Raw genomic sequence first — 21,824 nt, 5'->3', positions numbered from 1 at the left:
GCTACGCCTCCTCTTCCTTCTTGTCCTTGCGGTTGAACTCGATCTCGACACGCGCCTTGGCGATGTCGGTGAACGCGATGCGGCGGGCGGTCGCCTTGCGGCCCTTCACGCCCGGTACTTCCAGGTCCATGCCCTCGTCGTCGACGTCGAGGATGCGGGCGATCAGTTCCCCGGCGCCCTTCTCGTCCTCGGCGGACAGCTGGAACTTCACGAGGCGGCCGATCGCCCGGACGTAGTGACGGTGCTCGCTGAGGGGGCGGTCCGCGCCCGGGGAGCTGACTTCGAGGACGTACTCGTCCTCACCCATCACGTCGGAATCGTCGAGCAGGTCGGAGACCTCACGGCTCAGCTCGGCACAGGCGTCCAGCTCCACGCCCTCATCGGAATCCACCACGATCCGCAGCATCCGGCGCTTGCCCGCCTTGGACATCTCGATGTCTTCGAGGTCCAGGCCCTTGGCGGCGACGAGCGGCTCCAGCAGTCCGCGCAGCCTGTCGCTCTGGGTGGTGCTCATCCGGGTGACTCCTCGGCCGCGTGTGCTGTTGTGGTTTTCCGTCGCGTGTCAGGTCAAAGGGTATCCGGTCGCGGAGGGTGTTGCCGTCCGCGCCGTCTACGGGCCCCCCGGGTACCGTGATCACACCCCTGCCCCGCCACACCCGAGGACGGCGCCGTGCCCTGGACCCAGCCCTTGCGGCCCTCGCGAAGAACCCTGCTCGCCGGAGCCGCCGGTGCGGCCGGGGGCGCCCTGCTCACCGGGTGCACCGGTGACGGCGGCCCGGCGGGGGCCGACACCGGAGTTTCACTCGAACGGCGGATGCGCGAGGGCGCCGTTCGTGACAGTGCGCGGCTGCTGGAACGTTACGACGCGACCTCGGCCGCCCACCCCGCGCTGGCGGAGCGCCTCGCGCCGCTGCGCGCGGCCGTCGCCGCGCACACGGCGGCCCTGGCCTTCGCGGAACCCGCCGCCGGGAGCACCCCCTCGGCCTCGGCTTCCCCCTCGGCCTCCCCCCCGGCGCCGCCGGCCGCCCGGGACGCCGTACCGGCGCAGCCCGCCGAGGCGCTGAGCGCGCTCGCCGACGCGGAGCGGAGCCTGTCCCAGGCGCGCACCATCGCGCTGGCCGGGGCGCCCGGGGAACTGGCCCGGATGCTGGCCTCCGTCGCGGCCTGCGGCGCCGTCCACACGTACCTGCTGACCTCGACGCCCCCGGGAGCCGACTCGTGAAGCCCGAACCCGCCGCCGGCCGCTCCCTGCAGGCCGCGCAGGCCGCCCTGGCCGCCGAGCACGCGGCCGCGTACGGGTACGGGGTGATCGGAGCCCGGGTCGCGGCGGCCCGTGCCACCGAGGCCCGCGAGGCGTACGGGAACCACCTGGCCCGCCGGGACGCGCTCACCCGCAAGGTGCGCGAGTTGGGCGGCGCGCCGGTGGCCGCCGAGGCCGCGTACGCCCTGCCGTTCGAGCTGCGCACCCCCGACGACACGGAGCGGCTGGCGGCGGTGATCGAGGACCGGGTGGCCGGGGCGTACTCCGACCTGGTCCGGGCGGCGGACGGCCAGTTGCGCCGCGACGCGGCGGACGCGCTGAGCGCCGCGGCCGTGCGCGCGGCACGCTGGCGCGGGGGCGGCGTAGCCTTCCCAGGGCTCGCGGAACGCTCCGACCGGGCCCCGGCCGGCTGAAAGGGACCACGCACGCATGGCTTTCGAACCGCCGCAGCGGCTCGTACGGGCGCTCGGCGAGCTGCCGGCGACGGCGCAGGACAGCGACTGGCTGGGGCGGCTGCCCGTGCTCGCCAAGGAGGCGCTGGAGCGCCGGGAGGTCGAGGCGCAGCGGGTCCAGGCCCCGGGCGGCCGCAGCAGCCTGGTGCTCCTGGTCCGGTACGCCGACGGCACCCCGGCCGCGCTGAAGCTGGCGCCGCCGGGCGCCCGGCCCGACCGGGAGCTGGCCGCGCTCGCCCACTGGGGCGGTTTCGGGTCCGTACGGGTCCTCGACTCGCGCCACCACGAGGAGGACGGGGGCCTGCTGCTGGAGCGGCTGCACCCGGAGGTGTCGCTGCGCTCGCTGCCGGACGCCAAGGCCCTGCTGGAGGCGTGCGGCACGCTGCGCCGGCTGTGGGTGGCGCCGCCGCCCGGGCACCCCTTCGAGACGGTGGCCGAGCGCACGGAGCGCCAGGGCGGGGCGCTGCGGGCGGCGCCCGAGGAGGTGCGGGCGCTGGCGGACACGGCGCTGGCGGTCCGGGAGGAGCTGACGGCGGCGCCCGGCGAGGAGCTGCTGCTGCACGGGGCCTTCCGGCAGGGCAAGGTGCTGGCCGGGGAGCGGGCGCCCTGGCTGACGGTGGGCCCGGATCCGCTGGTCGGCGAGCGGGCCTATGACCTGGCCCGGCTGGTCAGGGACCGGCTGGAGGACCAGGTGGCGACGTCGGCGGGGGCGTCGGGGGCCCGGCGGCGGGTGAACCGGCTGGCGGACTCCCTGGAGGTGGACCGGGACCGGCTGCGGGGCTGGACGGTGTTCCGGGCGGTGGAGTCCGGGATGCGGGCGCTGGCCGCGGGGCGGCGCCGGGACGCGGAGCTGCTGCTGGAGTTCGCGGCCTGGTTGTAGGGCATACCGTAAGTAAGAGGTATATGTCCGGCAGGGGGCTGCCATGGTCGAGGAACTCCTGACAGTGGGAATCACGGCCGCCGCGGGCGCGGCGGTGTACCTGGGCGCCGCGGCCCGGGTGGTGAAGCAGTACGAGCGGGGCGTGGTGCTGCGCTTCGGCCGGCTGCGCGAGGGCGTCCGGGGGCCGGGCTTCACGATGGTGGTGCCGTTCGTGGACCGGCTGCGCAAGGTGAACATGCAGATCGTGACGATGCCGGTGCCGGCCCAGGAGGGCATCACCCGGGACAACGTCACGGTGCGGGTGGACGCGGTCGTGTACTTCAAGGTGGTGGACGCGGCGAGCGCGCTCATCGAGGTCGAGGACTACCGCTTCGCGGTCTCCCAGATGGCCCAGACCTCGCTGCGGTCGATCATCGGCAAGAGCGACCTGGACGATCTGCTGTCGAACCGGGAGCAGCTCAACCAGGGGCTGGAGCTGATGATCGACAGTCCGGCGGTGGGCTGGGGCGTGCAGATCGACCGGGTCGAGATCAAGGACGTGTCGCTGCCGGAGACGATGAAGCGGTCGATGGCGCGGCAGGCGGAGGCGGACCGTGAACGCCGGGCGCGCGTGATCAACGCGGACGCGGAGCTCCAGGCCTCGAAGAAGCTGGCGGAGGCGGCGGCGGTGATGTCGGAGCAGCCGGCGGCGCTCCAACTGCGGTTGCTCCAGACGGTGGTGGCGGTCGCGGCGGAGAAGAACTCGACGCTGGTGCTGCCCTTCCCGGTGGAACTCCTGCGCTTCCTGGAGCGCGCCGCGCCGTCCGCGCCGGGATCCCCGGACGCGGCCGTCGGCGGGGCTCAGCGACCGGCTCCGACGCCGACGCCGGCCGCACCGGGGGCGCCGCCTCCCGCGCTGCCGCCGGAGCCCGCCACCGCGGAACTCACCCCGGGCGAACCGGCCCCTGACGCCCCGCCGGCACCCCCGGCGGAGCCGGAGGAGGGGCGGGGCGCGTAGCCCGGTGCCGCGCGGGTCAGGACCGCGCGGTCAGCCGCAACAGGGCCTCGTCCAGCGGGAGTTCCTCGCGGGTACCGGCCGCGCGGTCCTGGAGTTCGACCACGCCGTCGGCGGAGCGGCGGCCCGCCACCAGGATCCACGGGACGCCGATCAGCTCCGCGTCGGTGAGCTTCACGCCCGGGGAGAGGCCGGGCCGGTCGTCGAGCAGGACCCGACGCCCGGCGCCGGCCAGCGCGTTCGCGGCCTCCTCGGCGAGGGCCAGCGGTACGGCCTTGCCCGCCGCCACCACGTGGACGTCGGCCGGCGCCACGGCGGCGGGCCAGCACAAGCCCCGCTCGTCGGCGCTCTGTTCGGCGAGGGCGGCCACGGCGCGGGAGACGCCGATGCCGTAGGAGCCCATGGTCACCCGGACCGGCTTGCCCTCCTTGCCGAGCACGTCCAGCCCGAAGGCATCGGCGTACTTGCGGCCGAGCTGGAAGATGTGCCCGATCTCGATGGCCCGGTCCAGGCGCAGTCCGCTGCCGCAGGCGGGGCAGGGGTCGCCCGGCTCGACGACGACGACGTCCAGGTAGCGGTCGACCTCGAAGTCCCGGCCGCACACCACGTGCCGGGCGTGCGTGTCCGGCTTGTTGGCGCCGGTCACCCAGGAAGTGCCGGGCGCCACGCGGGGGTCGGCGAGGTAGGGGACCTTGCCCAGGCCCTGCGGGCCCACGTAGCCGCGTACCAGGTCGGGGCGGTCGGCGAAGTCCTCCGCCGTCACCAGCTCGACCACCGCGGGGGCCAGGTGCTCGCCGAGCTTGCCGAGGTCCACCTCGCGGTCACCGGGGACGCCGATGGCGGTGATCTCGCCGTCGACCTTGACCAGGAGGTTCTTCAGGGTCGCCGAGGCGGGCACGCCCAGGTGCGCCGCCAGCGTCTCGATGGTGGGGGTGTCGGGGGTGTCCACCTCCTCGACGGGCGGGTGTTCGGCGGTGACGGGGGTCAGCGCGAAGGTCACGGCCTCGGTGTTGGCCGCGTAGTCACAGGAGGGGCAGTCCACGAAGGTGTCCTCGCCCGCCGCGGCCGGGGCGAGGAACTCCTCGGACGCCGAGCCGCCCATCGCGCCGGAGACCGCCGAGACGATCCGGTGGTCCAGACCGAGGCGCTCGAAGATGCGGACGTAGGCCTCGCGGTGCAGCCGGTAGGACTCCGCCAGGCCCTCGTCGGAGACGTCGAAGGAGTAGGAGTCCTTCATCTGGAACTCGCGCCCGCGCAGCACTCCGGAACGGGGCCGGGCCTCGTCGCGGTACTTGGTCTGGATCTGGTACAGCATGACCGGCAGGTCCTTGTAGGACGTGCACTGGTCCTTCACGACGAGGGTGAAGATCTCCTCGTGGGTGGGGCCGAGGAGGTAGTCGGCGCCCTTGCGGTCCTTCAGCCGGAACAGCAGGTCGCCGTACTCGGACCAGCGGCCGCTGACCTCGTAGGGCTCCTTGGGCAGCAGGGCCGGGAGCAGCACCTCCTGCGCCCCGATGGCGTCCATCTCCTCGCGGACGATGCGGGAGACGTTGTCCAGGACCCGCTTGCCGAGCGGCAGCCAGGTCCACACCCCGGCGGAGCTGCGGCGGACGTATCCGGCGCGGACCAGCATGCGGTGGCTGAGGGTCTCGGCGTCGGCCGGGTCCTCGCGGAGGGTCTTGGCCATGAGGCGGGACATGCGCTGCACGTGTTGCGTTGACATGCCGGGAGCCTAGCCGGGGCCGCGCGGGGCCCGGAAACGGTTTCAGCGCCTGCGCAACGGGAGCGGGGCGCCCATGACGGCGTACGGGAGGCTCGCGCTCGGGAAGTGGACGCGGCGGGCCAGGTCCCGGTAGCCGAGGGCCGCGTACAGGCCGCGGGCCGGGCTGTCGGTGTCGATGGCGGAGAGGATCGAGCGGGGTTCCCGCGCGGTGTCGGTGATCTCGGTGATGAGGGCGCGCCCGACGCCGCGGCCCTGGAAGCCGGGGTGGACGTGCAGTTCGGTGATGACGAAGGAGCCGTCGAGCCAGTGGTCGGCGCCGCCGGCGCGCAGGTAGGGCTCGACGATGGTGGACCACCAGTGGGCGCGGTCGTTGGGCATGCCGTAGACGAAGCCGGCGAGGGCCCCGTCGTCGGTGTACGCGCCGAGCGCGCGGGCGCCGGGGCAGGTCATGTGGCGCTGCACGATGTAGCGCCGGATGCCGATCTCCTCCTCGCTGAGCCCGAAGGCCACGGCCTGGACGCGCAGGGCTTCGTCCACCCGGCCGGCGAGGTCGAGGGGGCCGATGCGGAGTCCGGCGGGCCGTGCGGGGCCGTCGCCCCCGGGGGTAGGCAGCATGCGGCGACCTTACTTCGGGGTAGGGCCGCTGCGGTACGGCTCGGGCGAAAGCGGAGCCGTCAGAAGAGCACGCTCATGAACGCGCCGACCTCGCGGAAGCCGACCCTGCGGTAGGCGGCGCGGGCGGCGGTGTTGAAGTCGTTGACGTAGAGGCTGACGACGGGGGCCACATCGCGCAGGGCGTACGCGACGACGGCGGCCATGCCGCTCTCGGAGTGCCCGCGTCCGCGGAACTCGGGGTCCACCCACACGCCCTGGATCTGGCACGCGCGCGGGGTGGCGGCGCCGATCTCGGCCTTGAAGACGACCTTGCCGTTCTCGATGCGGGCGAAGGAGCGGCCGGCGCCGACCAGCTCGGCGACCCGGGCCTGGTAGAGCAGGCCGCCGTCGCCGGCGAGCGGGGAGATGCCCACCTCCTCGGTGAACATGGCCACGCAGGCGGGCATGATCAGGTCCATCTCGTCCTTGCGGACGCGGCGGACCAGCGGGTCGGCGGTGATCGCGGCGGACGGCTGCTCGGTGACCATGAGGGGCTGGTGGGCGCGGACGTCACGGGCCGGGCCCCAGCTGGGCTCCAGGAGCCTCCACAGCAGCCGGGTGGCCTCGGCGGGGCCGACGATGGAGGAGCAGCGGCGGCCGGTGCGGCGGGCCCGGTCGGCGAAGGCCCGTACGGCGTCGGGTCCGGCGCAGGCGGGGACCAGGTTGGCGCCCGCGTAGCACAGGGAGCGGAGCTCTCCGTCGGCGTACCAGCCCCACATCTCCCCGCCCAGGCGCCACGGGTCGAGTCCGGCGACCTGGACCCGGGAGGTGATGAAGGCGTTCTCCACCGGCTCGCGTCCGAGGATGTCGAGCGCGGCGTCGAGATCACTGGGCTCAAGGACCCGGGTGGTGGTCTGCGTCAACACTGGGGCCTCACCATGCAAGTCTGCTGATCTCCGCACTGTACCCGGCGTCGCCTGCGGATGCCCTGTCCCACGGGTCACGAAAAGGCCCCGGCCCCGCCCCCGAACTGCGGGAACGGGGCCGGGGCCGTTTCGCTTGCCAGCCGGTGCCTCAGGCGCCGATGGCGACGGTGGGCTCGCCGGAGGCGACGCCGTCGCGCTCCATCTGCTCGGCGATCTTCATCGCCTCTTCGATGAGGGTCTCGACGATCTTCGACTCGGGCACGGTCTTGATGACCTCGCCCTTCACGAAGATCTGGCCCTTGCCGTTGCCGGAGGCGACACCGAGGTCGGCCTCGCGGGCCTCGCCGGGGCCGTTGACGACGCAGCCCATGACCGCGACGCGCAGCGGGACCTCCATGCCCTCCAGACCCGCCGTGACCTCCTCGGCCAGCTTGTAGACGTCGACCTGGGCGCGCCCGCACGAGGGGCAGGAGACGATCTCCAGGCGGCGGGGCTTGAGGTTGAGGGACTCCAGGATCTGGATGCCGACCTTGACCTCTTCGACCGGCGGGGCGGAGAGCGAGACGCGGATGGTGTCGCCGATGCCCTCGGAGAGCAGCGCGCCGAAGGCGACGGCGGACTTGATGGTGCCCTGGAACGCGGGGCCGGCCTCGGTGACGCCGAGGTGCAGCGGGTAGTCGCAGGCGGCGGCGAGCTGGCGGTAGGCGTTGACCATGACGACCGGGTCGTTGTGCTTGACCGAGATCTTGATGTCGCTGAAGCCGTGCTCCTCGAAGAGGGAGGCCTCCCACAGCGCGGACTCGACCAGCGCCTCGGGGGTGGCCTTGCCGTACTTCTTCAGCAGCCGCGCGTCGAGCGAGCCGGCGTTGACACCGATCCGGATCGGGGTGCCGGCGTCCTTGGCGGCGCGCGCGATCTCCTTGACCTTGTCGTCGAACTGCTTGATGTTGCCCGGGTTCACGCGGACCGCGGCGCAGCCGGCGTCGATCGCGGCGAACACGTACTTCGGCTGGAAGTGGATGTCGGCGATGACCGGGATCTGCGACTTCTTCGCGATGACGGCGAGGGCGTCGGCGTCGTCCTGGGTCGGGCAGGCGACGCGGACGATGTTGCAGCCGGAGGCGGTCAGCTCGGCGATCTGCTGGAGCGTGGCGCCGATGTCGGAGGTGCGGGTGGTGGTCATCGACTGCACCGAGATGGGTGCGTCGCCGCCGACGGCCACGGAGCCGACCTGGATCTTGCGGCTGACCCGGCGGTCGGCGAGCTTCGTCGGCACGGACGGCATTCCGAGAGAGATGGCAGTCATCTGCTGTGCAACCCCAAGGTGTGGATCAAGGTCCCGAGATCGGCGGGCTCCAGCCTTCGAGATTACGCCAATCAGCGCGTTCCCCCCGCATCCGCGGGGGTGCGCCACCCGAACGTAGGGAGCCGGGCACGATGTGTGCCCGGCTCCCGTACGCGTCGTGTAACCGCCGGAGCGGCTAGGTGATCTTGATCGGGTTCACCACGTCCGCCACGAGCACCAGCAGGGTGAAGCAGACGAAGACGCCGGCGACCACGTACGCGGCGGGCATCAGCCGGGCCACGTCGAAGGGGCCGGGGTCGGCGCGCCGGAAGAGCTTCGCGACGCTGCGGCGCAGGGACTCCCACAGGGCGCCCGCGATGTGCCCGCCGTCCAGGGGCAGCAGCGGCAGCATGTTGAACAGGAACAGGGACAGGTTGAACATGCCGAGGACGTTGAGCAGGATCGAGAACTTCTGCTCGCCGGGCAGGTCGAGGGCGGCGATGTCACCGCTCATGCGGGCCGCGCCGACGATGCCCATCGGGGAGTCGGGCTCGCGCTCGGCGCCGTCGAAGGCCGCGTTCCACAGGGCGGGGATCTTGGCGGGGAGCTTGACCAGGCCCTGGACGCTGCCCTCGGCGATCTCGGACATGTGGTCCAGGGATTCGCCGAAGGTCAGGGCCGCGATCTCGGTCTTCGGGCTGAAGCCGAGCCAGCCCGCCGTCACGTACTCGCCCTTGACGTAGCCGCCGTGGCCGTCGGTCTTGGCGACCCGGTTCTCGATCAGGTTCACCGGGACGGTCGTCTTCTGCCCGTCGCGCACGACGGTGAGGGTGGCGGGTCCGATGGTGTCGCGGATCTTCTTCTGGAGGGTGGCCCAGTCGGTGACGGCACGGCCGTCGAAGGCGACGATCCGGTCGTCGGCCCGCAGTCCGGCCTGCTTCGCCGGAGCCACCGGGTCGGTGCTCTTGCAGACCTCGCGGTTCTCGCTCTGCTGGATGACGCAGGGCGAGACGCCGGAGATCTGGGTGGTCGTCCGGTTGACCCCGAAGGTCATCCAGACGCCGAAGAAGAGGGCCAGCGCGAGCACCAGGTTCATGAAGGGGCCCGCGAACATCACGATGACGCGCTTCCAGGGCTTGCGCGTGTAGAAGAGCCGCGACTCGTCCCCGGGCTGGAGCTCCTCGTAGGCCGCCGAGCGGGCGTCCTCGATCATGGAGCGGAACGGCGAGGTGGAGCGGGCCGAGACCCGGCCGTCCTCGCCGGGCGGGAACATCCCGATCATGCGGATGTAGCCACCCATGGGGATGGCCTTGATCCCGTACTCCGTGTCGCCCTTCTTGCGCGACCAGATGGTCTTGCCGAAGCCGACCATGTACTGGGGCACGCGGATGCCGAAGAGCTTGGCCGTGGAGAGGTGGCCGAGCTCGTGCCAGGCGATGGAGAAGAGCAGCCCGCCCACGAAGACGAGCACACCGATCAGGTTCAGCACCAGCGTCATGCGCCCGCCTCCACGGCGGCCCGCGCCGCCATCTCCCGTGCCCGGGCCCTGGCCCAGGTCTCCGCTTCGAGGACGTCCGCCACCGTCAGGGAAGTTCCCGATTCCGGCGTCCCGTGCTCGTCGACCACTGCGGAGACGGTATCCATGATTGCTGTGAACGGCAGCCGACCGGCCAGGAAGGCCTCGACGCACTCCTCGTTCGCCGCATTGAACACCGCGGGCGCCGTGCCGCCCAGGGTACCGACGTGGCGGGCCAGGCCCACCGATGGGAAGGCCTCGGTGTCCAGGGGGAAGAACTCCCAGGTGGAGGCCTTGCTCCAGTCGAAGGCGGGGGCCGCGTCCGGGACCCGCTGGGGCCAGCCCAGGCCGATCGCGATGGGGCCGCCCATGTCCGGCGGGGTGGCCTGGGCGAGGGTGGAGCCGTCGGTGAACTCGACCATGGAGTGCACGTAGGACTGCGGGTGGACGACGACCTCGATGCGCTCGAAGGGGATGTCGTAGAGCAGGTGCGCCTCGATGACCTCCAGGCCCTTGTTGACCAGGGTCGAGGAGTTCACGGTGATCACCGGGCCCATGGCCCAGGTGGGGTGCGCGAGGGCGTCCTCGACCGTGACGGAGGCCAGCTCCGCGCGGGTGCGGCCGCGGAAGGGGCCGCCGGAGGCGGTCACGACGAGCTTGCGGACGTCGGCCCGGGTGCCGGCGGCGAGCGCCTGGAAGAGGGCCGCGTGCTCGGAGTCCACGGGGACGATCTGGCCGGGCTTCGCGAGTGCCTTGACCAGCGGGCCGCCGACGATCAGCGACTCCTTGTTGGCCAGGGCCAGGGTGCGTCCGGCGCGCAGCGCGGCCAGGGTGGGCGCGAGGCCGATGGAACCGGTGATGCCGTTGAGGACGGTGTGGCAGGGGGAGGCGGCGAGTTCGGCCGCGGCGTCGGGTCCGGCCAGGATCTCGGGCAGCGGCTCACCGGGCCCGTACTGGGCGACCAGCGCCTCCTTCAGGGCCGCTACGACGTCCTCGCGGGCGACGGCCACCGTGCGCACCCGCAGCCGCCGGGCCTGCTCGGCCAGCAGCGCGACGCGGCCGCCGGCCGCGGACAGCGCGGTGACCCGGAAGCGGTCGGGGTGGCGCAGGGCCAGGTCGATGGCCTGGGTGCCGATGGAGCCGGTCGACCCGAGGATGACGATGTCCCGGCGGCCGGCCGCGGCGTCGAAGATGAGGTGCGGGTCGGCGAGGGGGGCTGGACTGTCGCTCATGCCCCCCATTGTTGCCGCAACTCAGGGGCGCTTGGACACGGAGTCCCCGTCCGTGACGCGCAGCAGCAGGTGCGGCAGCGTTCCGGCGAAGTCGGGCAGCGCGCGGGCCACCCGCCACCAGGCCTCCGGGTCCTCGCCGAGGGTCAGCGCGAACAGCCGGTCGGCCTCGGCACGGGCGGCGAGCACGGCGGCGGGCCGGTCGTGCCGGTCGGGGTGGCCGGTGGCGCCGAGCCACTGGTCCTCGTCCAGGGCCCAGCAGGCGGGCAGCTTGTGCCGGATCACGTCGGCGCCGGTGAGCAGGGAGCGGTCGAGGCAGTCGCGGACCCAGCGGACGTCCTCCTCGACGGTGTCCATCGGTACGCCCAGGCTGACCAGGGCCAGCTCCCTCTCCCACCCGCCGGTCGGCTCGGCCGTGCCCGGGTCCGGGGCCAGGTGGCGCACGGCGCGGGCGAGCGCCGGGTCGTGCCGTACGTCGCCGGGCCCGGGCGGCGCTCCCGCGGCGAGGGCCGCCGCGAGCTCGGGCAGGGTGCCGGTGAAGGCGGCGGCCCGGCCGGGCAGTTCCGCCCACAGCCGCGGGTCCGCGCCGAGGGCGGGGCGCAGGGCGCGCTGGACGGCGGACTGCATCTCGGCCTGTTCGGGCAGTGTCCAGCGCAGCCCGGGGACGGCGGGGAGGTGGCCCAGCAGCAGGGTCCGGGGCGCGGGGGCCACGTGGGCGACGAGCTCGTCGCAGGTCAGCAGGCCCATCCGGACGGCGCGTACGGCGGGCCGGTACCAGCGGGGCCCGTACGTCTGCCCCGTGCGCGCGTCCAGCAGCGCGGCGCACGCCTCCCGGGGCAGCGCGCCGGCCAGCAGCAGCGCCTCGACCGCGCCTGAGGGCAGCGGGGCGCGGGCGTGCTCGCTCAGCAGCGGCCCGGCGTCCAGCAGGTGCGGCATCCGCAGCAGGGTCAGCGGGACGCGGGGGCGGCGGCCGTGGCGGCGGAGCAGGCCGATCAGCTCGCCGGGGGCGAAGGGGCCCGGGCCGACCTCGCGGAGCAGCTCCGGCGAGGGGCCGGGCCGGGCGGCGTACCGGGCGGGGCCGGGCAGGCCGGGCAGCGGGCGGCCGACGACGTGGGGGTTGCGGGCGATGTAGTGCCGGTCCTCCTCGGTGCCGTGGCGCAGCAGCAGGGTGACGGCCGAGGCGGACAGCCACTGGTCGCGGCACAGGTACTTGCGGGCCGGCCCGTCGAGCCGGTCGAGCAGGGCGGCGACCACCTGGTGCGGTGCGTGGCGCAACAGGTGCGCCACGCACCACGCCAGCCGCCGGCTGGCCCGGTCCTGCTCGGCCGTCGCCATCGTTCTCGTCCGCCTCGCGTTCCTGCGTACCCGTGCCGTACCCGTGCCCGTACCCGTGCCCGTACTCGTCACTCGTACTCGTACAGCTGTCCGGTCCTGCTGCCGATGATGGCAGGTCAGCGCAGGGGACGGTGCACGTTTTCGTGCGCGGAGGGGCCTGGGGCGGCCTCCGCGATCCACGGGCCGTCGCCCGAGGGGTCGAGGACGCCCTCCTCCAGCCAGGTGTAGGTGCCGCCGAGGACCCCTTCGACGACCTTGCGGTCGAGGTCGTCGGTGTTGGACCAGAGGCGGCCGAAGAGCTCCTCGACCCGGATCCGGGACTGGCGGCAGAAGGCGTCGGCGAGCTGGTAGGCCTCGCGGCCGTGGTCGCCTGTGGCCCGCAGGTGCTCGGCGCGGACGCAGGCGGCGCTCATCGCGAAGAGTTCGGCGCCGATGTCGACGATCCGGCCGAGGAAGCCCTGTTTGGTCTCCATGCGGCCCTGCCAGCGGGCCATCGCGAGGAAGGTGGAGCGGGCGAGCCTGCGGGCGCCGCGCTCGACGTAGCGCAGGTGGGTGGCGAGGTCCGGGTGGCCGGCGGGGTGGAACTCGCGGTAGGCGCCGGGGACCTGGCCGGGCCCGGCGGCGAGCTTGGGCAGCCAGCGGGCGTAGAAACCGGTGGCGCGGGCGCCCGCCTTCGCCTTGTCGGCCAGCGGCTTGTCGGGGTCGATGAGGTCACCGGCGACGGAGAGGTGGGCGTCGACGGCCTCGCGGGCGATCAGCAGGTGCATGATCTCCGTCGAGCCCTCGAAGATCCGGTTGATGCGCAGGTCGCGCAGCAGCTGCTCGGTGGGCACGGCCCGCTCGCCGCGCGCGGCGAGGGACTCGGCGGTCTCGAAGCCGCGGCCGCCGCGGATCTGGACCAGCTCGTCCGCCATCAGCCAGGCCATCTCGGAGCCGTAGAGCTTGGCGAGGGCGGCTTCGATGCGGATGTCGTTGCGGTCCTCGTCGGCCATCTGGGAGGCGAGGTCCACGACCGCTTCGAGGGCGAAGGTGGTGGCCGCGATGAAGGAGATCTTGGCTCCGACGGCCTCGTGGCGGGCGACCGGGCGGCCCCACTGCTCGCGTACGCCGCTCCACTCGCGGGCGATCTTCAGGCACCACTTGCCGGCGCCGACGCACATGGCGGGCAGGGACAGCCGGCCGGTGTTGAGGGTGGTCAGCGCGATCTTGAGGCCGGCCCCCTCGGCGCCGATCCGCTGCGCGGCGGGCACCCGGACCCGGTGGAAGCGGGTGACGCCGTTCTCCAGGCCGCGCAGGCCCATGAAGGCGTTGCGGTGCTCTACGGTGATCCCCGGCGAATCGGCCTCGACGACGAAGGCGGTGATCCCGCCGCGGTGTCCCTCGCTCTTCGGGACCCGGGCCATGACGACGAGGAGGTCGGCGACGACCCCGTTGGTGGTCCACAGCTTGACCCCGTCGAGTACGTACGCGTCCTCGCCGTCGGGTACGGCGGTGGTGGCCAGCCGGGCCGGGTCGGAGCCGACGTCGGGCTCGGTGAGCAGGAAGGCGCTGATCGCGGAGGTGGCGCAGCGCGGCAGGTAGGCCTCCTTCTGCTCCTTGGTGCCGAACATCTTCAGCGGCTGCGGGACGCCGATGGACTGGTGGGCGGAGAGCAGCGCGCCGATGGCGGGGCTGACCGAGCCGACGAGGGCGAGGGCCTTGTTGTAGTAGACCTGGGTCAGGCCGAGGCCGCCGTACTCGGTGCCGATCTTCATGCCGAGGGCGCCGAGCTCCTTGAGCCCGCGCACCGTCTCGTCGGGGATCCGCGCCTCGCGTTCGATGCGGGCGCCGTCGATCCGCGTCTCGCAGAAGACCCTGAGCCGGGCCAGGAAGGCCTCGCCGCGCCGGACGTCCTCGGCGTCGGGGAGCGGGTGGGGGTGGATCAGGTCGAGCCGGAACCGCCCGAGGAAGAGCTCCTTGGCGAAACTGGGCTTGCGCCAGTCCTGTTCCCGGGCCGCCTCGGCGACCTGGCGTGCCTCGCGCTCGGTCACCTTGGGCTGTACGGGCTGTGCGGGCTGCGTCGCTGACATCCGGGGGCTCACCTCACCGCGCATCGGGGACTACCGGTCGGTGCTACTCCGGAGTCGTACCCGTTTCGGACCCCCGGGAAAAGACCCGGTCGGGTGCCTTCTCCGACGCCCCGCCCTCCCGGCCGGAAACGGCCGGGCAGAGCGGGGAAAAGGGGGACGGCCGGAGCCCCCGCACAGTGGGCTCCGGCCGTCGGTCTGGGACCGTACGAGCAGGTCAGAGGTCGAGGCCCGTGAGGACCAGGACGCGCTCGTAGGTGTAGTCGTCCATCGCGTAGCGGACGCCCTCGCGGCCGACACCGGACTGCTTGACGCCGCCGTACGGCATCTGGTCGGCGCGGTAGGACGGCGCGTCGCCGATGATCACGCCGCCGACCTCCAGCTCGCGGTGGGCGCGGAAGGCCACCTGGACGTCGCGGGTGAAGACGCCGGTCTGCAGGCCGAACTTCGAGTCGTTGACGGCGGCGAAGGCCTCGTCGGTGTTCTCGACGCGCAGCAGGGTCAGGACCGGGCCGAAGACCTCTTCGGTGGCGAGCTTCACGCCGGCCGGGACGTCCGCGACGACGGTCGGCTCGACGGTGGCGCCCTGGCGGCCGCCGCCGGTGAGCAGCTTGGCGCCGGCCGAGACGGCCTCCGTGACCCAGGCCTCGACGCGCCGGGCGGCGTCCTCGGAGACCAGCGGGCCGACGTCGGTGGCGTCGTCGGACGGGTCGCCGGTGACCTGCGCCCGGACCTTCTCGACGACCTTCTCGGCGAGGCGGTCGTAGACGGAGGCGTCGGCGATCACGCGCTGCACGGAGATGCAGGACTGGCCGGCCTGGTAGTTCGAGAAGGTCGCGATACGGGTCGCGGCCCAGTCGAGGTCGGCCTCGGAGGACCAGTCGGCGAGGACCACGGCCGCGGCGTTGCCGCCGAGCTCCAGCGTGCAGTGCTTGTGGGGCACGGACTGCTGGATGGCGTAGCCGACGGTGTCGGAGCCGGTGAAGGAGATGACGGGCAGGCGCTCGTCCTTGACCAGGGCCGGCATCTTCTCGTTGGCGACCGGCAGAACCGACCAGGAGCCGGCCGGGAGGTCGGTCTCGGCGAGGAGCTCGCCCAGGATCAGACCGGAGAGCGGGGTGGCCGGGGCCGGCTTCAGGATGATCGGCGCGCCGACGGCGATGGCCGGGGCCACCTTGTGGGCGCACAGGTTCAGCGGGAAGTTGAACGGCGCGATGCCGAGCACGGGACCCTTGACGAAGCGGCGGGTCAGGGCCAGGCGGCCGACGCCGCCGGCGTCGGTGTCCAGGCGCTGGGCCTCTCCGCCGTTGAACCGGCGGGCCTCTTCGGCGGCGAAGCGGAACACGGACACCGCACGGCCGACCTCACCGCGGGCCCACTTGACGGGCTTGCCGTTCTCGGCGGAGATCAGCTGGGCGATCTCCTCGGTGCGCTCCGCGAGCCGCTTGGACACGTGGTCCAGGGCGGCGGCCCGTACGTGGGCGGGCGTCGCGGAGAACTCCGCCGTCACGGCGTGCGCCGCGGCCACGGCCTCTTCGACCTGAGCGTCGGTCGGCACGCTGACGCTGCCGACCAGGCGGCCGTCCCACGGGTTGTGGACGTCGAAGCTGTCCTCGCCGGTGGCCAGGCGGCCGGCGAGCCAGAAGGCGTGGGTGGAAGTCATGCGAATCCCGGCCCTTCGAATGTGTGCGGTGGGTCGTTGTCCCCACCACCGTAGGACTCGACCGGGCCATCGGTGTTTATCCGGGGTGGAGCGCCACCCGCCCGCGCTGCGCCGCTTTGTCACTGTCGCGGCCGGGACCGCTCGTGCGGGCGGGGCCGCGCGCGGGCGTCACGGGGTGGTGGAGCCCGCCTTCAGGGCCAGCCACAGCTCCATGCGCACGTCCGGGTCGTCCAGGGAGCGGCCGAGGATCTCCTCGACCCGCTTCATCCGGTAACGCAGGGTGTGCCGGTGCACGCCCAGGTCGGCCGCCGCCGCGTCCCACTGGCCGTGCCGGGACAGCCACGCCTGGAGGGAGGCCACCAGGTCGCCCCGGCCGGTCGCGTCGTGCTCCCGCAGGGCCCGCAGGGTGCCGTCCGCGAAGGCCCGTACCGCGTCGTCGGCCAGCAACGGCAAAACGGAGCCCGCCGCGAGGTCCTCGTGCTCGACCATGGACCGCCCCCGGCGGCGGGCCACCGCGAGGGCCTGGTCGGCCTGCTTCAGGGCCGCCGCCACGCCCGCCGGTACGGCCGCCGCCGACAGTCCGACCACCAGTTCGTCCGGCTCGGGCCCGGTCGCGTCCCGGCCGCGCCGCGACTCCAGCGCCTCCGCGTGGTCCGCGCACGCCCGCACCGCCGAGCCCCCGTCGGCGGCCAGCACCACCAGCCGCCCGTCCTCCGGCACCACCAGCAGCGCCTCCCCGGTCCGCGCGGCCGCCGACTCCACCGCGTCGGCCAGCAGTGCCAGCCCCTCCGGCTGCGCGGTGCCCGGCAGCGCCGGCTCCGCGACGACGATCCGGAACGGCGCCTCCAGCAGCGCCCCGTACAGGTCCCCGGCCACGGCCCGCGCGTGCTCGGCCTGCCCCTCCAGCAGCATCCGCAGCACGGCGGCGCCGAGCCGGGACTCCGCCTCGTGCAGCGACCGGGAGCGCTCGGTGGTGAGGGTGAGCAGGGCGACGGCGGAGTGCACCGCGTACCGCTCGGCGGTGCCCAGCGGGGCCCCCGTACCGACGGCCAGCGCGCCCCGGGCCCGGCGCCCGGTGCCCAGCGACTGGAGCTCGACCCGGTCCTCGGAGCCGCCGACCACGGCGCTCGCGGGCGCGGGCCGCTCGCGCAGCCGCTCCACGTCGGGGGTGAGCCGGGCGGCCCGGCGGGCGGCCCAGTCGGGGGCGGCGGCGACGACGGCGCCCGAGGTGTCGTACAGCGCGGCCCAGCCGTGCACGTGCGCCGCCAGCTTCGCCAGCAGGTCGGCGGGGCCGTCGGCGGAGAGCGCGGCCCGGGTCAGCTCCCGCTGGGCCTCGAAGCCGGCGGTGACGGCCCGGTACTGGTCGGCGGCGAGCGCCGCCGAGACGGCCTTGCTGATGGCGAGGAACGGGGTGCGCCGGGGCACCTCCAGCAGCGGCAGGTCCTCCTCGCGGGCGGCGTCGACCAGCGCCTGCGGGACCTCGTCGTAGTTCACGCCGACGGCGAAGCCGATGCCGACCACGCCGGCGGCCGCGAGGCGGCGTACGTAGCGGCGCATCTCCCCGGGGTCCTCGGCGTCCAGCTTCATGGCGGTGACGAGCAGCAGCTCGCCGCCCTCCATGTAGGGGACCGGATCGGCGAGCTCGCTGACGTGGGCCCAGCGCACGGGGGTGTCGAGGCGGCCCTCGCCGGCGCGGACGCTGAGCTTGAGCGCCGAGTGCTGGAGGAGGGAGGCGAGGGTGAGCGGCATCGGGTACCAGGTGCCTTCGGTCGGTCGGGATTTCGCCGTGTCGTATGAACGGCCCCTTCCGATTCTGCCACCCCGTACGGGTCCGCTCAGCCGCTCGCGGCCAGCCGGACCAGCAGCGGGGCGGCCCGCTCGCCGGTGACGGAGGTGAGGGAGAGCACGGCGCAGCCGGGCGGTACGGCGTGCGCCAGGTCGGAGGCCGACCAGCGCTCGCGCTCCACCTGGCGCACCGTCACCGCGTCGGTGGTGACGGCCTTGCCGGTGACCAGCTTGCGGAAGGCGTGGATGGCCCGGGTCAGCGGCTGGTCGGCGAAGACGGTGCGGTGGGTGACGTCCCGGGTCTCGACCCACTCGGTGCCCCAGGCCTCGGCGAACCGCTTCCCGTCCCAGGTGGTGACCCCGGAGAAGGCCATCCGGCAGCCGACCGCGCCGAGCAGCGGCGTCCGCAGGGCCTCCGGTACGTCGTCCAGCGCGCGCAGCGTCAGCAGGACCCCGGCGTTCGCCGAGCGGAGCCGCTGCACGCCCCGGACGGTCTCCGGGGTCAGGGTGTGCGAGGCGTCGTCGAGGGCGAGGAAGGCGAACAGCGAGCGGTCGGCGCGGGCGGCGGCGCAGGCGTTGAACTGCGCGAGGAGGAGGCGGGCCAGCATCCGCGAGGCGTCGGCGTGGCCGCGTTCGGGGAGGTCGATGCGGACCCGGACGGGGTGTTCCAGGGCGCGCATGGAGAAGGGCCGCCCCTGGCCGGTGGGGTCGAAGAAGCCGGCGAAGGCGGGCCGGTCCAGCAGGGCGAGCCGGTCGGCGAGGGCCGGGCCGGGGTCGGCGGGGGCCCCGTACTGGCGCACGCGCGCGTCGAGCTCGCGGAGCATGGCCTGCTGCCCGGTGCCTTCGAGCGCGAGGCGCAGCGCGTCGAGGGCGGCCGGCAGCCCGTCCAGCAGCTCGCGCAGCTCGGGCACGCCGGGGAAGCGGCCGTGCGCCGCCCGGAAGGGGCCGAGGAGCTGCGCGAGGGCGGTCGCGGCGCGGCGGACGTCGGCGCCGGGGAGGTCTCCGACGAAGGCCTCGGCGAGGAGGGTGGCGGCTTCGTCGGGGTCGGTGGCGCCGCCGTAGAGGTCGAGGTCGTGGACGGAGGCGGGGTCGCCGACGCGGACGACGACGTCGTAGGCGGCGTCCGGGCCGAGCCGGGCCCCGGCGGAACCGACGGCGACGACGGCGGCCTGGCCGGCCAGCGCCTGGAGCGCGAGCGACTCCACGACGGGGCGCACCAGGCGGGCGGTCTTGCCGGCCCCGGACGGCCCGACGGCCAGCAGCGAGGTCCCGAGCACCTCGGGGTCGAGCGCGAGGGGGGTGCCGCGGCGGGCGTACGGGTTGCGCTCCGCGTCCTCGACGGTCCCGAGCAGCACCTGGCGCACCAGCAGGTCGTGCCGGGCCCCCCGCCGCGGCAGGTCCCGCTCCCCGGAGGGATGCACACAGGCACCGCCCCCGTCGGCCATGACGGCCTCGGCGAAGGCCCGCAGCCGCGACGGGTCGGCCCGCACGGTGTCCCAGGCCCGCCGAATCCGCGCGAAGTCCACGTCATTCATCCGCCCGGAGGCCACTTCCGTCTCCAGCCGGTCGGCGACCTCGCCCGCCCCGGCGGCGCGTGCCTCCGCGTACAGGACGACATCGTCCGACGGGCCGTCGGCGGTCGGCGCGGCGACCCTGCGCGGTCCGCGCCCTGCCGGCCCCGTCGCGTGGGGGGTGGCGGACATACGGCGCAGCAGGCGTGACCCGAGACCCAGCCAGACGAAGGCGAGGATCACCACGGCGTCGACCATCGCGCGGGAGTTGTCCTGCAACGCCAGGTTCTGCTCCATCGTCCCGTCGAAGGTCATGAAGGATTCCACGACGCTGCGGAGCGGAAGCTGAAGCGAATGGACGAGGAGCAGCGTCAGTGACGCGAGCAGTGCGGCCGCGAGGACCTGTACGCGGGCGCCCCGTGCGACGACGAGCCGGTTCCAGGCGGTGCGCCAGCTCCCGAGGCGGCCGAAGCCGTAGAGCAGAGCCACGTCGAAGAGAAGTTCGTAAATCGGCTTGGCACTCACACCGCCCGTCCCCGGGATGGGCTCGCCCGAGGTCGGCATCCACCACCTTCCGGCACCGGGCGCATACCAGCTGTCGGGGGTGAAGAGCTTGAGGGGGAGATCCCACAGGGGGAGGTACCCCCTGCGCATGAGGGACCAGATGAACACGCACCCGAGGAACGACAGAGCGGCCGCATTGAGCAGGGCCCGGTCGGTGTCCTTCGCGGCCCCGGCCGTCGTACGGGCAACGTAACCGAACCGCCAGATCCCGGGCTCGGCCGCGGGGCGAGCGGTGCGCAGCCAGCGCAGCAGCCCGGAATCCGGATCACCGGTGGGCTGCCCCGGGGCATGGCGCGGCCGGGGAGGGGCCGCCGCGGGCATCGGCGGGCCCGACGGGTGGGGGACGTGGCCTGTGTGGGCCGTGCGTCCGTCGTGCGTGTCCTCGGTGCTCATGAACCCTGCCCCCTGCCCGTGCCCAGCGCTGCGGCGCTCAATCTAGTGCCCGCCCCGCCCCGGCGCCCCGCACCCCCGCATGATCGGCGCACCCGCGCCCCCCGCCCCTCCTATGGCCACCACGGACAACGACACGCCCCCACCACTCCCGAACGGCGCATGCCCTCCCCCCTTCCCCGGGCCTAGCCTGCGGACAAAGACACAAGTGCGTCCGAAAACACCCCCCAGGAGCCCCCTATGACCGCTGTCCCGCAGGAGCGCCGCATCGTCACCGCGATCCCCGGCCCCAAGTCGCAGGAGCTGCAGGCCCGCCGGCTCGGCGTCGTGGCCGGCGGCGTGGGCTCCGTGCTGCCCGTCTTCACGGCCCGCGCGGGCGGCGGCATCATCGAGGACGTCGACGGCAACCGCCTGATCGACTTCGGTTCCGGCATCGCCGTGACCTCCGTCGGCGCCTCCGCCGAGGCAGTCGTGCGCCGCGCCTCCGCGCAGCTCGCGGACTTCACCCACACCTGCTTCATGGTCACCCCCTACGAGGGCTACGTCGAGGTCTGCGAGGCCCTCGCCGAGCTGACCCCGGGCGACCACGCCAAGAAGTCGGCCCTCTTCAACTCGGGCGCCGAGGCCGTCGAGAACGCCGTCAAGATCGCCCGTTCGTACACCAAGCGCCAGGCGGTCGTCGTCTTCGACCACGGCTACCACGGCCGGACGAACCTGACGATGGCGCTGACCTCGAAGAACATGCCGTACAAGCAGGGCTTCGGCCCGTTCGCCCCCGAGGTCTACCGCGTCCCGGTCGCCTACGGCTACCGTTGGCCCACCGGCGCCGAGAACTGCGGCCCCGAGGCCGCCGCCCAGGCGATCGACCAGATCACCAAGCAGATCGGCGCCGAGAACGTCGCCGCGATCATCATCGAGCCGGTCCTCGGCGAGGGCGGCTTCATCGAGCCGGCCAAGGGCTTCCTCCCGGCGATCGTGAAGTTCGCCAACGACAACGGCATCGTCTTCGTCGCCGACGAGATCCAGTCCGGTTTCTGCCGCACCGGCCAGTGGTTCGCGTGTGAGGACGAGGGCATCGTCCCGGACCTGATCACCACCGCCAAGGGCATCGCCGGCGGTCTGCCGCTCGCCGCCGTGACCGGCCGCGCCGAGATCATGGACTCCGCCCACGCGGGCGGCCTGGGCGGCACCTACGGCGGCAACCCGGTGGCCTGCGCCGGCGCGCTCGGCTCCATCGAGACCATGAAGGAGCTCGACCTCAACGCCGCGGCGAAGAAGATCGAGTCCGTCATGAAGACCCGCCTGACGGCCATGCAGGAGAAGTACGACATCATCGGCGACATCCGCGGCCGCGGCGCCATGATCGCGATCGAGCTCGTCAAGGACCCGGCGTCCAAGACCCCGTTCCCGGAGGCGGCCGGCGCGCTCGCCAAGGCCTGCCACGCCGAGGGCCTGCTCGTCCTCACCTGCGGCACCTACGGCAACGTGCTCCGCTTCCTGCCGCCGATCGTCATCGGCGAGGACCTCCTGAACGAGGGCCTGGACATCATCGAGGCCGCGTTCGCGGGCATCTGATCGAGCGTCCGAACACAGGGGCCCCTCTCTACCGACGGTAACGGGCGGGCGCTGTGAAGAACGTGTGGGGGGCCG

At 73.6% G+C, this 21,824-nt stretch carries 17 protein-coding genes; 5 read left to right on the top strand and 12 right to left on the bottom strand.

The genetic code is table 11. The features are described 5' to 3' along the window. Position 1: 1 nt before the first annotated feature. Positions 2 to 514, bottom strand: a complete 513-nt coding sequence (gene rimP / locus ACZ6ZT_RS26005) for a ribosome maturation factor RimP (protein ID WP_469722325.1) — start codon at positions 512 to 514, stop codon at positions 2 to 4. A 156-nt stretch (positions 515 to 670) separates the two neighbouring features. Between rimP and ACZ6ZT_RS26000 the strand changes: the two genes are divergently transcribed. Genes ACZ6ZT_RS26000 through ACZ6ZT_RS25985 form a run of 4 tightly spaced genes read left to right on the top strand, consistent with a single transcriptional unit; the run spans position 671 to position 3,590 of the window. Further along, positions 671 to 1,222, top strand: a complete 552-nt coding sequence (locus ACZ6ZT_RS26000; protein WP_469722323.1) for a hypothetical protein — start codon at positions 671 to 673, stop codon at positions 1,220 to 1,222. Beyond that, the gene (locus ACZ6ZT_RS25995; RefSeq protein WP_469722322.1) at positions 1,219 to 1,674 is read left to right on the top strand and encodes a DUF4439 domain-containing protein; all 456 of its coding nucleotides are present in this window, start codon (positions 1,219 to 1,221) and stop codon (positions 1,672 to 1,674) included. Before ACZ6ZT_RS26000 ends, ACZ6ZT_RS25995 begins: the two co-directional genes overlap by 4 nt. Before the next feature lie 16 nt (positions 1,675 to 1,690). Next, entirely contained in the window at positions 1,691 to 2,593 is a 903-nt protein-coding gene (locus ACZ6ZT_RS25990) for an aminoglycoside phosphotransferase family protein (protein WP_469722321.1), read from the top strand. Positions 2,594 to 2,636: 43 nt separating this feature from the next. Continuing rightward, entirely contained in the window at positions 2,637 to 3,590 is a 954-nt protein-coding gene (locus tag ACZ6ZT_RS25985) for a slipin family protein (RefSeq protein ID WP_469722320.1), read from the top strand. 16 nt (positions 3,591 to 3,606) lie between these two features. On the opposite strand, the gene ACZ6ZT_RS25980 is transcribed toward ACZ6ZT_RS25985, so the two are convergent. The 11 genes from ACZ6ZT_RS25980 to ACZ6ZT_RS25930 form a co-directional block, all read right to left on the bottom strand. Beyond that, complete coding sequence (locus ACZ6ZT_RS25980; RefSeq protein WP_469722319.1) at positions 3,607 to 5,310, bottom strand: proline--tRNA ligase; 1,704 nt, start codon at positions 5,308 to 5,310, stop codon at positions 3,607 to 3,609. Positions 5,311 to 5,352: 42 nt separating this feature from the next. Then, entirely contained in the window at positions 5,353 to 5,925 is a 573-nt protein-coding gene (locus ACZ6ZT_RS25975) for a GNAT family N-acetyltransferase (protein ID WP_469722318.1), read from the bottom strand. Positions 5,926 to 5,984: 59 nt separating this feature from the next. Then, a complete protein-coding gene (locus ACZ6ZT_RS25970) occupies positions 5,985 to 6,830 on the bottom strand; it encodes a GNAT family N-acetyltransferase (RefSeq protein WP_469722316.1) in 846 nt (281 codons plus the stop codon). A gap of 148 nt (positions 6,831 to 6,978) precedes the next feature. Beyond that, positions 6,979 to 8,136 (bottom strand): flavodoxin-dependent (E)-4-hydroxy-3-methylbut-2-enyl-diphosphate synthase, encoded by a 1,158-nt coding sequence (ispG, locus tag ACZ6ZT_RS25965; RefSeq protein ID WP_469722315.1) that lies wholly within the window; start codon positions 8,134 to 8,136, stop codon positions 6,979 to 6,981. Between the two features lie 175 nt (positions 8,137 to 8,311). Beyond that, the gene (locus tag ACZ6ZT_RS25960) at positions 8,312 to 9,613 is read right to left on the bottom strand and encodes a M50 family metallopeptidase (protein WP_469722313.1); all 1,302 of its coding nucleotides are present in this window, start codon (positions 9,611 to 9,613) and stop codon (positions 8,312 to 8,314) included. After that, the gene (gene dxr / locus ACZ6ZT_RS25955) at positions 9,610 to 10,872 is read right to left on the bottom strand and encodes a 1-deoxy-D-xylulose-5-phosphate reductoisomerase (protein WP_469722312.1); all 1,263 of its coding nucleotides are present in this window, start codon (positions 10,870 to 10,872) and stop codon (positions 9,610 to 9,612) included. The genes ACZ6ZT_RS25960 and dxr overlap by 4 nt, the downstream gene beginning before the upstream one ends. 12 nt (positions 10,873 to 10,884) lie before the next feature. Then, positions 10,885 to 12,195, bottom strand: a complete 1,311-nt coding sequence (locus ACZ6ZT_RS25950; RefSeq protein WP_469722310.1) for a hypothetical protein — start codon at positions 12,193 to 12,195, stop codon at positions 10,885 to 10,887. A gap of 116 nt (positions 12,196 to 12,311) precedes the next feature. Then, the gene (locus tag ACZ6ZT_RS25945; protein WP_469722309.1) at positions 12,312 to 14,264 is read right to left on the bottom strand and encodes an acyl-CoA dehydrogenase family protein; all 1,953 of its coding nucleotides are present in this window, start codon (positions 14,262 to 14,264) and stop codon (positions 12,312 to 12,314) included. Positions 14,265 to 14,478: 214 nt separating this feature from the next. Further along, positions 14,479 to 15,924 carry an aldehyde dehydrogenase family protein gene (locus ACZ6ZT_RS25940; protein ID WP_469722308.1) on the bottom strand — a complete coding sequence of 482 codons (1,446 nt, stop codon included), beginning with the start codon at positions 15,922 to 15,924 and terminating at the stop codon, positions 14,479 to 14,481. A gap of 168 nt (positions 15,925 to 16,092) precedes the next feature. Beyond that, positions 16,093 to 17,673 (bottom strand): PucR family transcriptional regulator, encoded by a 1,581-nt coding sequence (locus ACZ6ZT_RS25935; RefSeq protein WP_469722307.1) that lies wholly within the window; start codon positions 17,671 to 17,673, stop codon positions 16,093 to 16,095. A gap of 86 nt (positions 17,674 to 17,759) precedes the next feature. Next, positions 17,760 to 20,177: an ATP/GTP-binding protein gene (locus ACZ6ZT_RS25930; RefSeq protein WP_469722306.1), complete on the bottom strand. Its 2,418-nt coding sequence runs from the start codon at positions 20,175 to 20,177 to the stop codon at positions 17,760 to 17,762. A 237-nt stretch (positions 20,178 to 20,414) separates the two neighbouring features. Here ACZ6ZT_RS25930 and gabT point away from each other — a divergent pair, with 237 nt between their 5' ends. Then, positions 20,415 to 21,749, top strand: coding sequence for a 4-aminobutyrate--2-oxoglutarate transaminase (gabT, locus tag ACZ6ZT_RS25925; RefSeq protein WP_469722305.1), 1,335 nt, complete (start codon positions 20,415 to 20,417; stop codon positions 21,747 to 21,749). Positions 21,750 to 21,824 lie beyond the last annotated feature (75 nt).

The organism is Streptomyces sp. NPDC102258, assembly GCF_055584685.1.
This window is presented reverse-complemented; position numbering and strand designations above follow the sequence as displayed.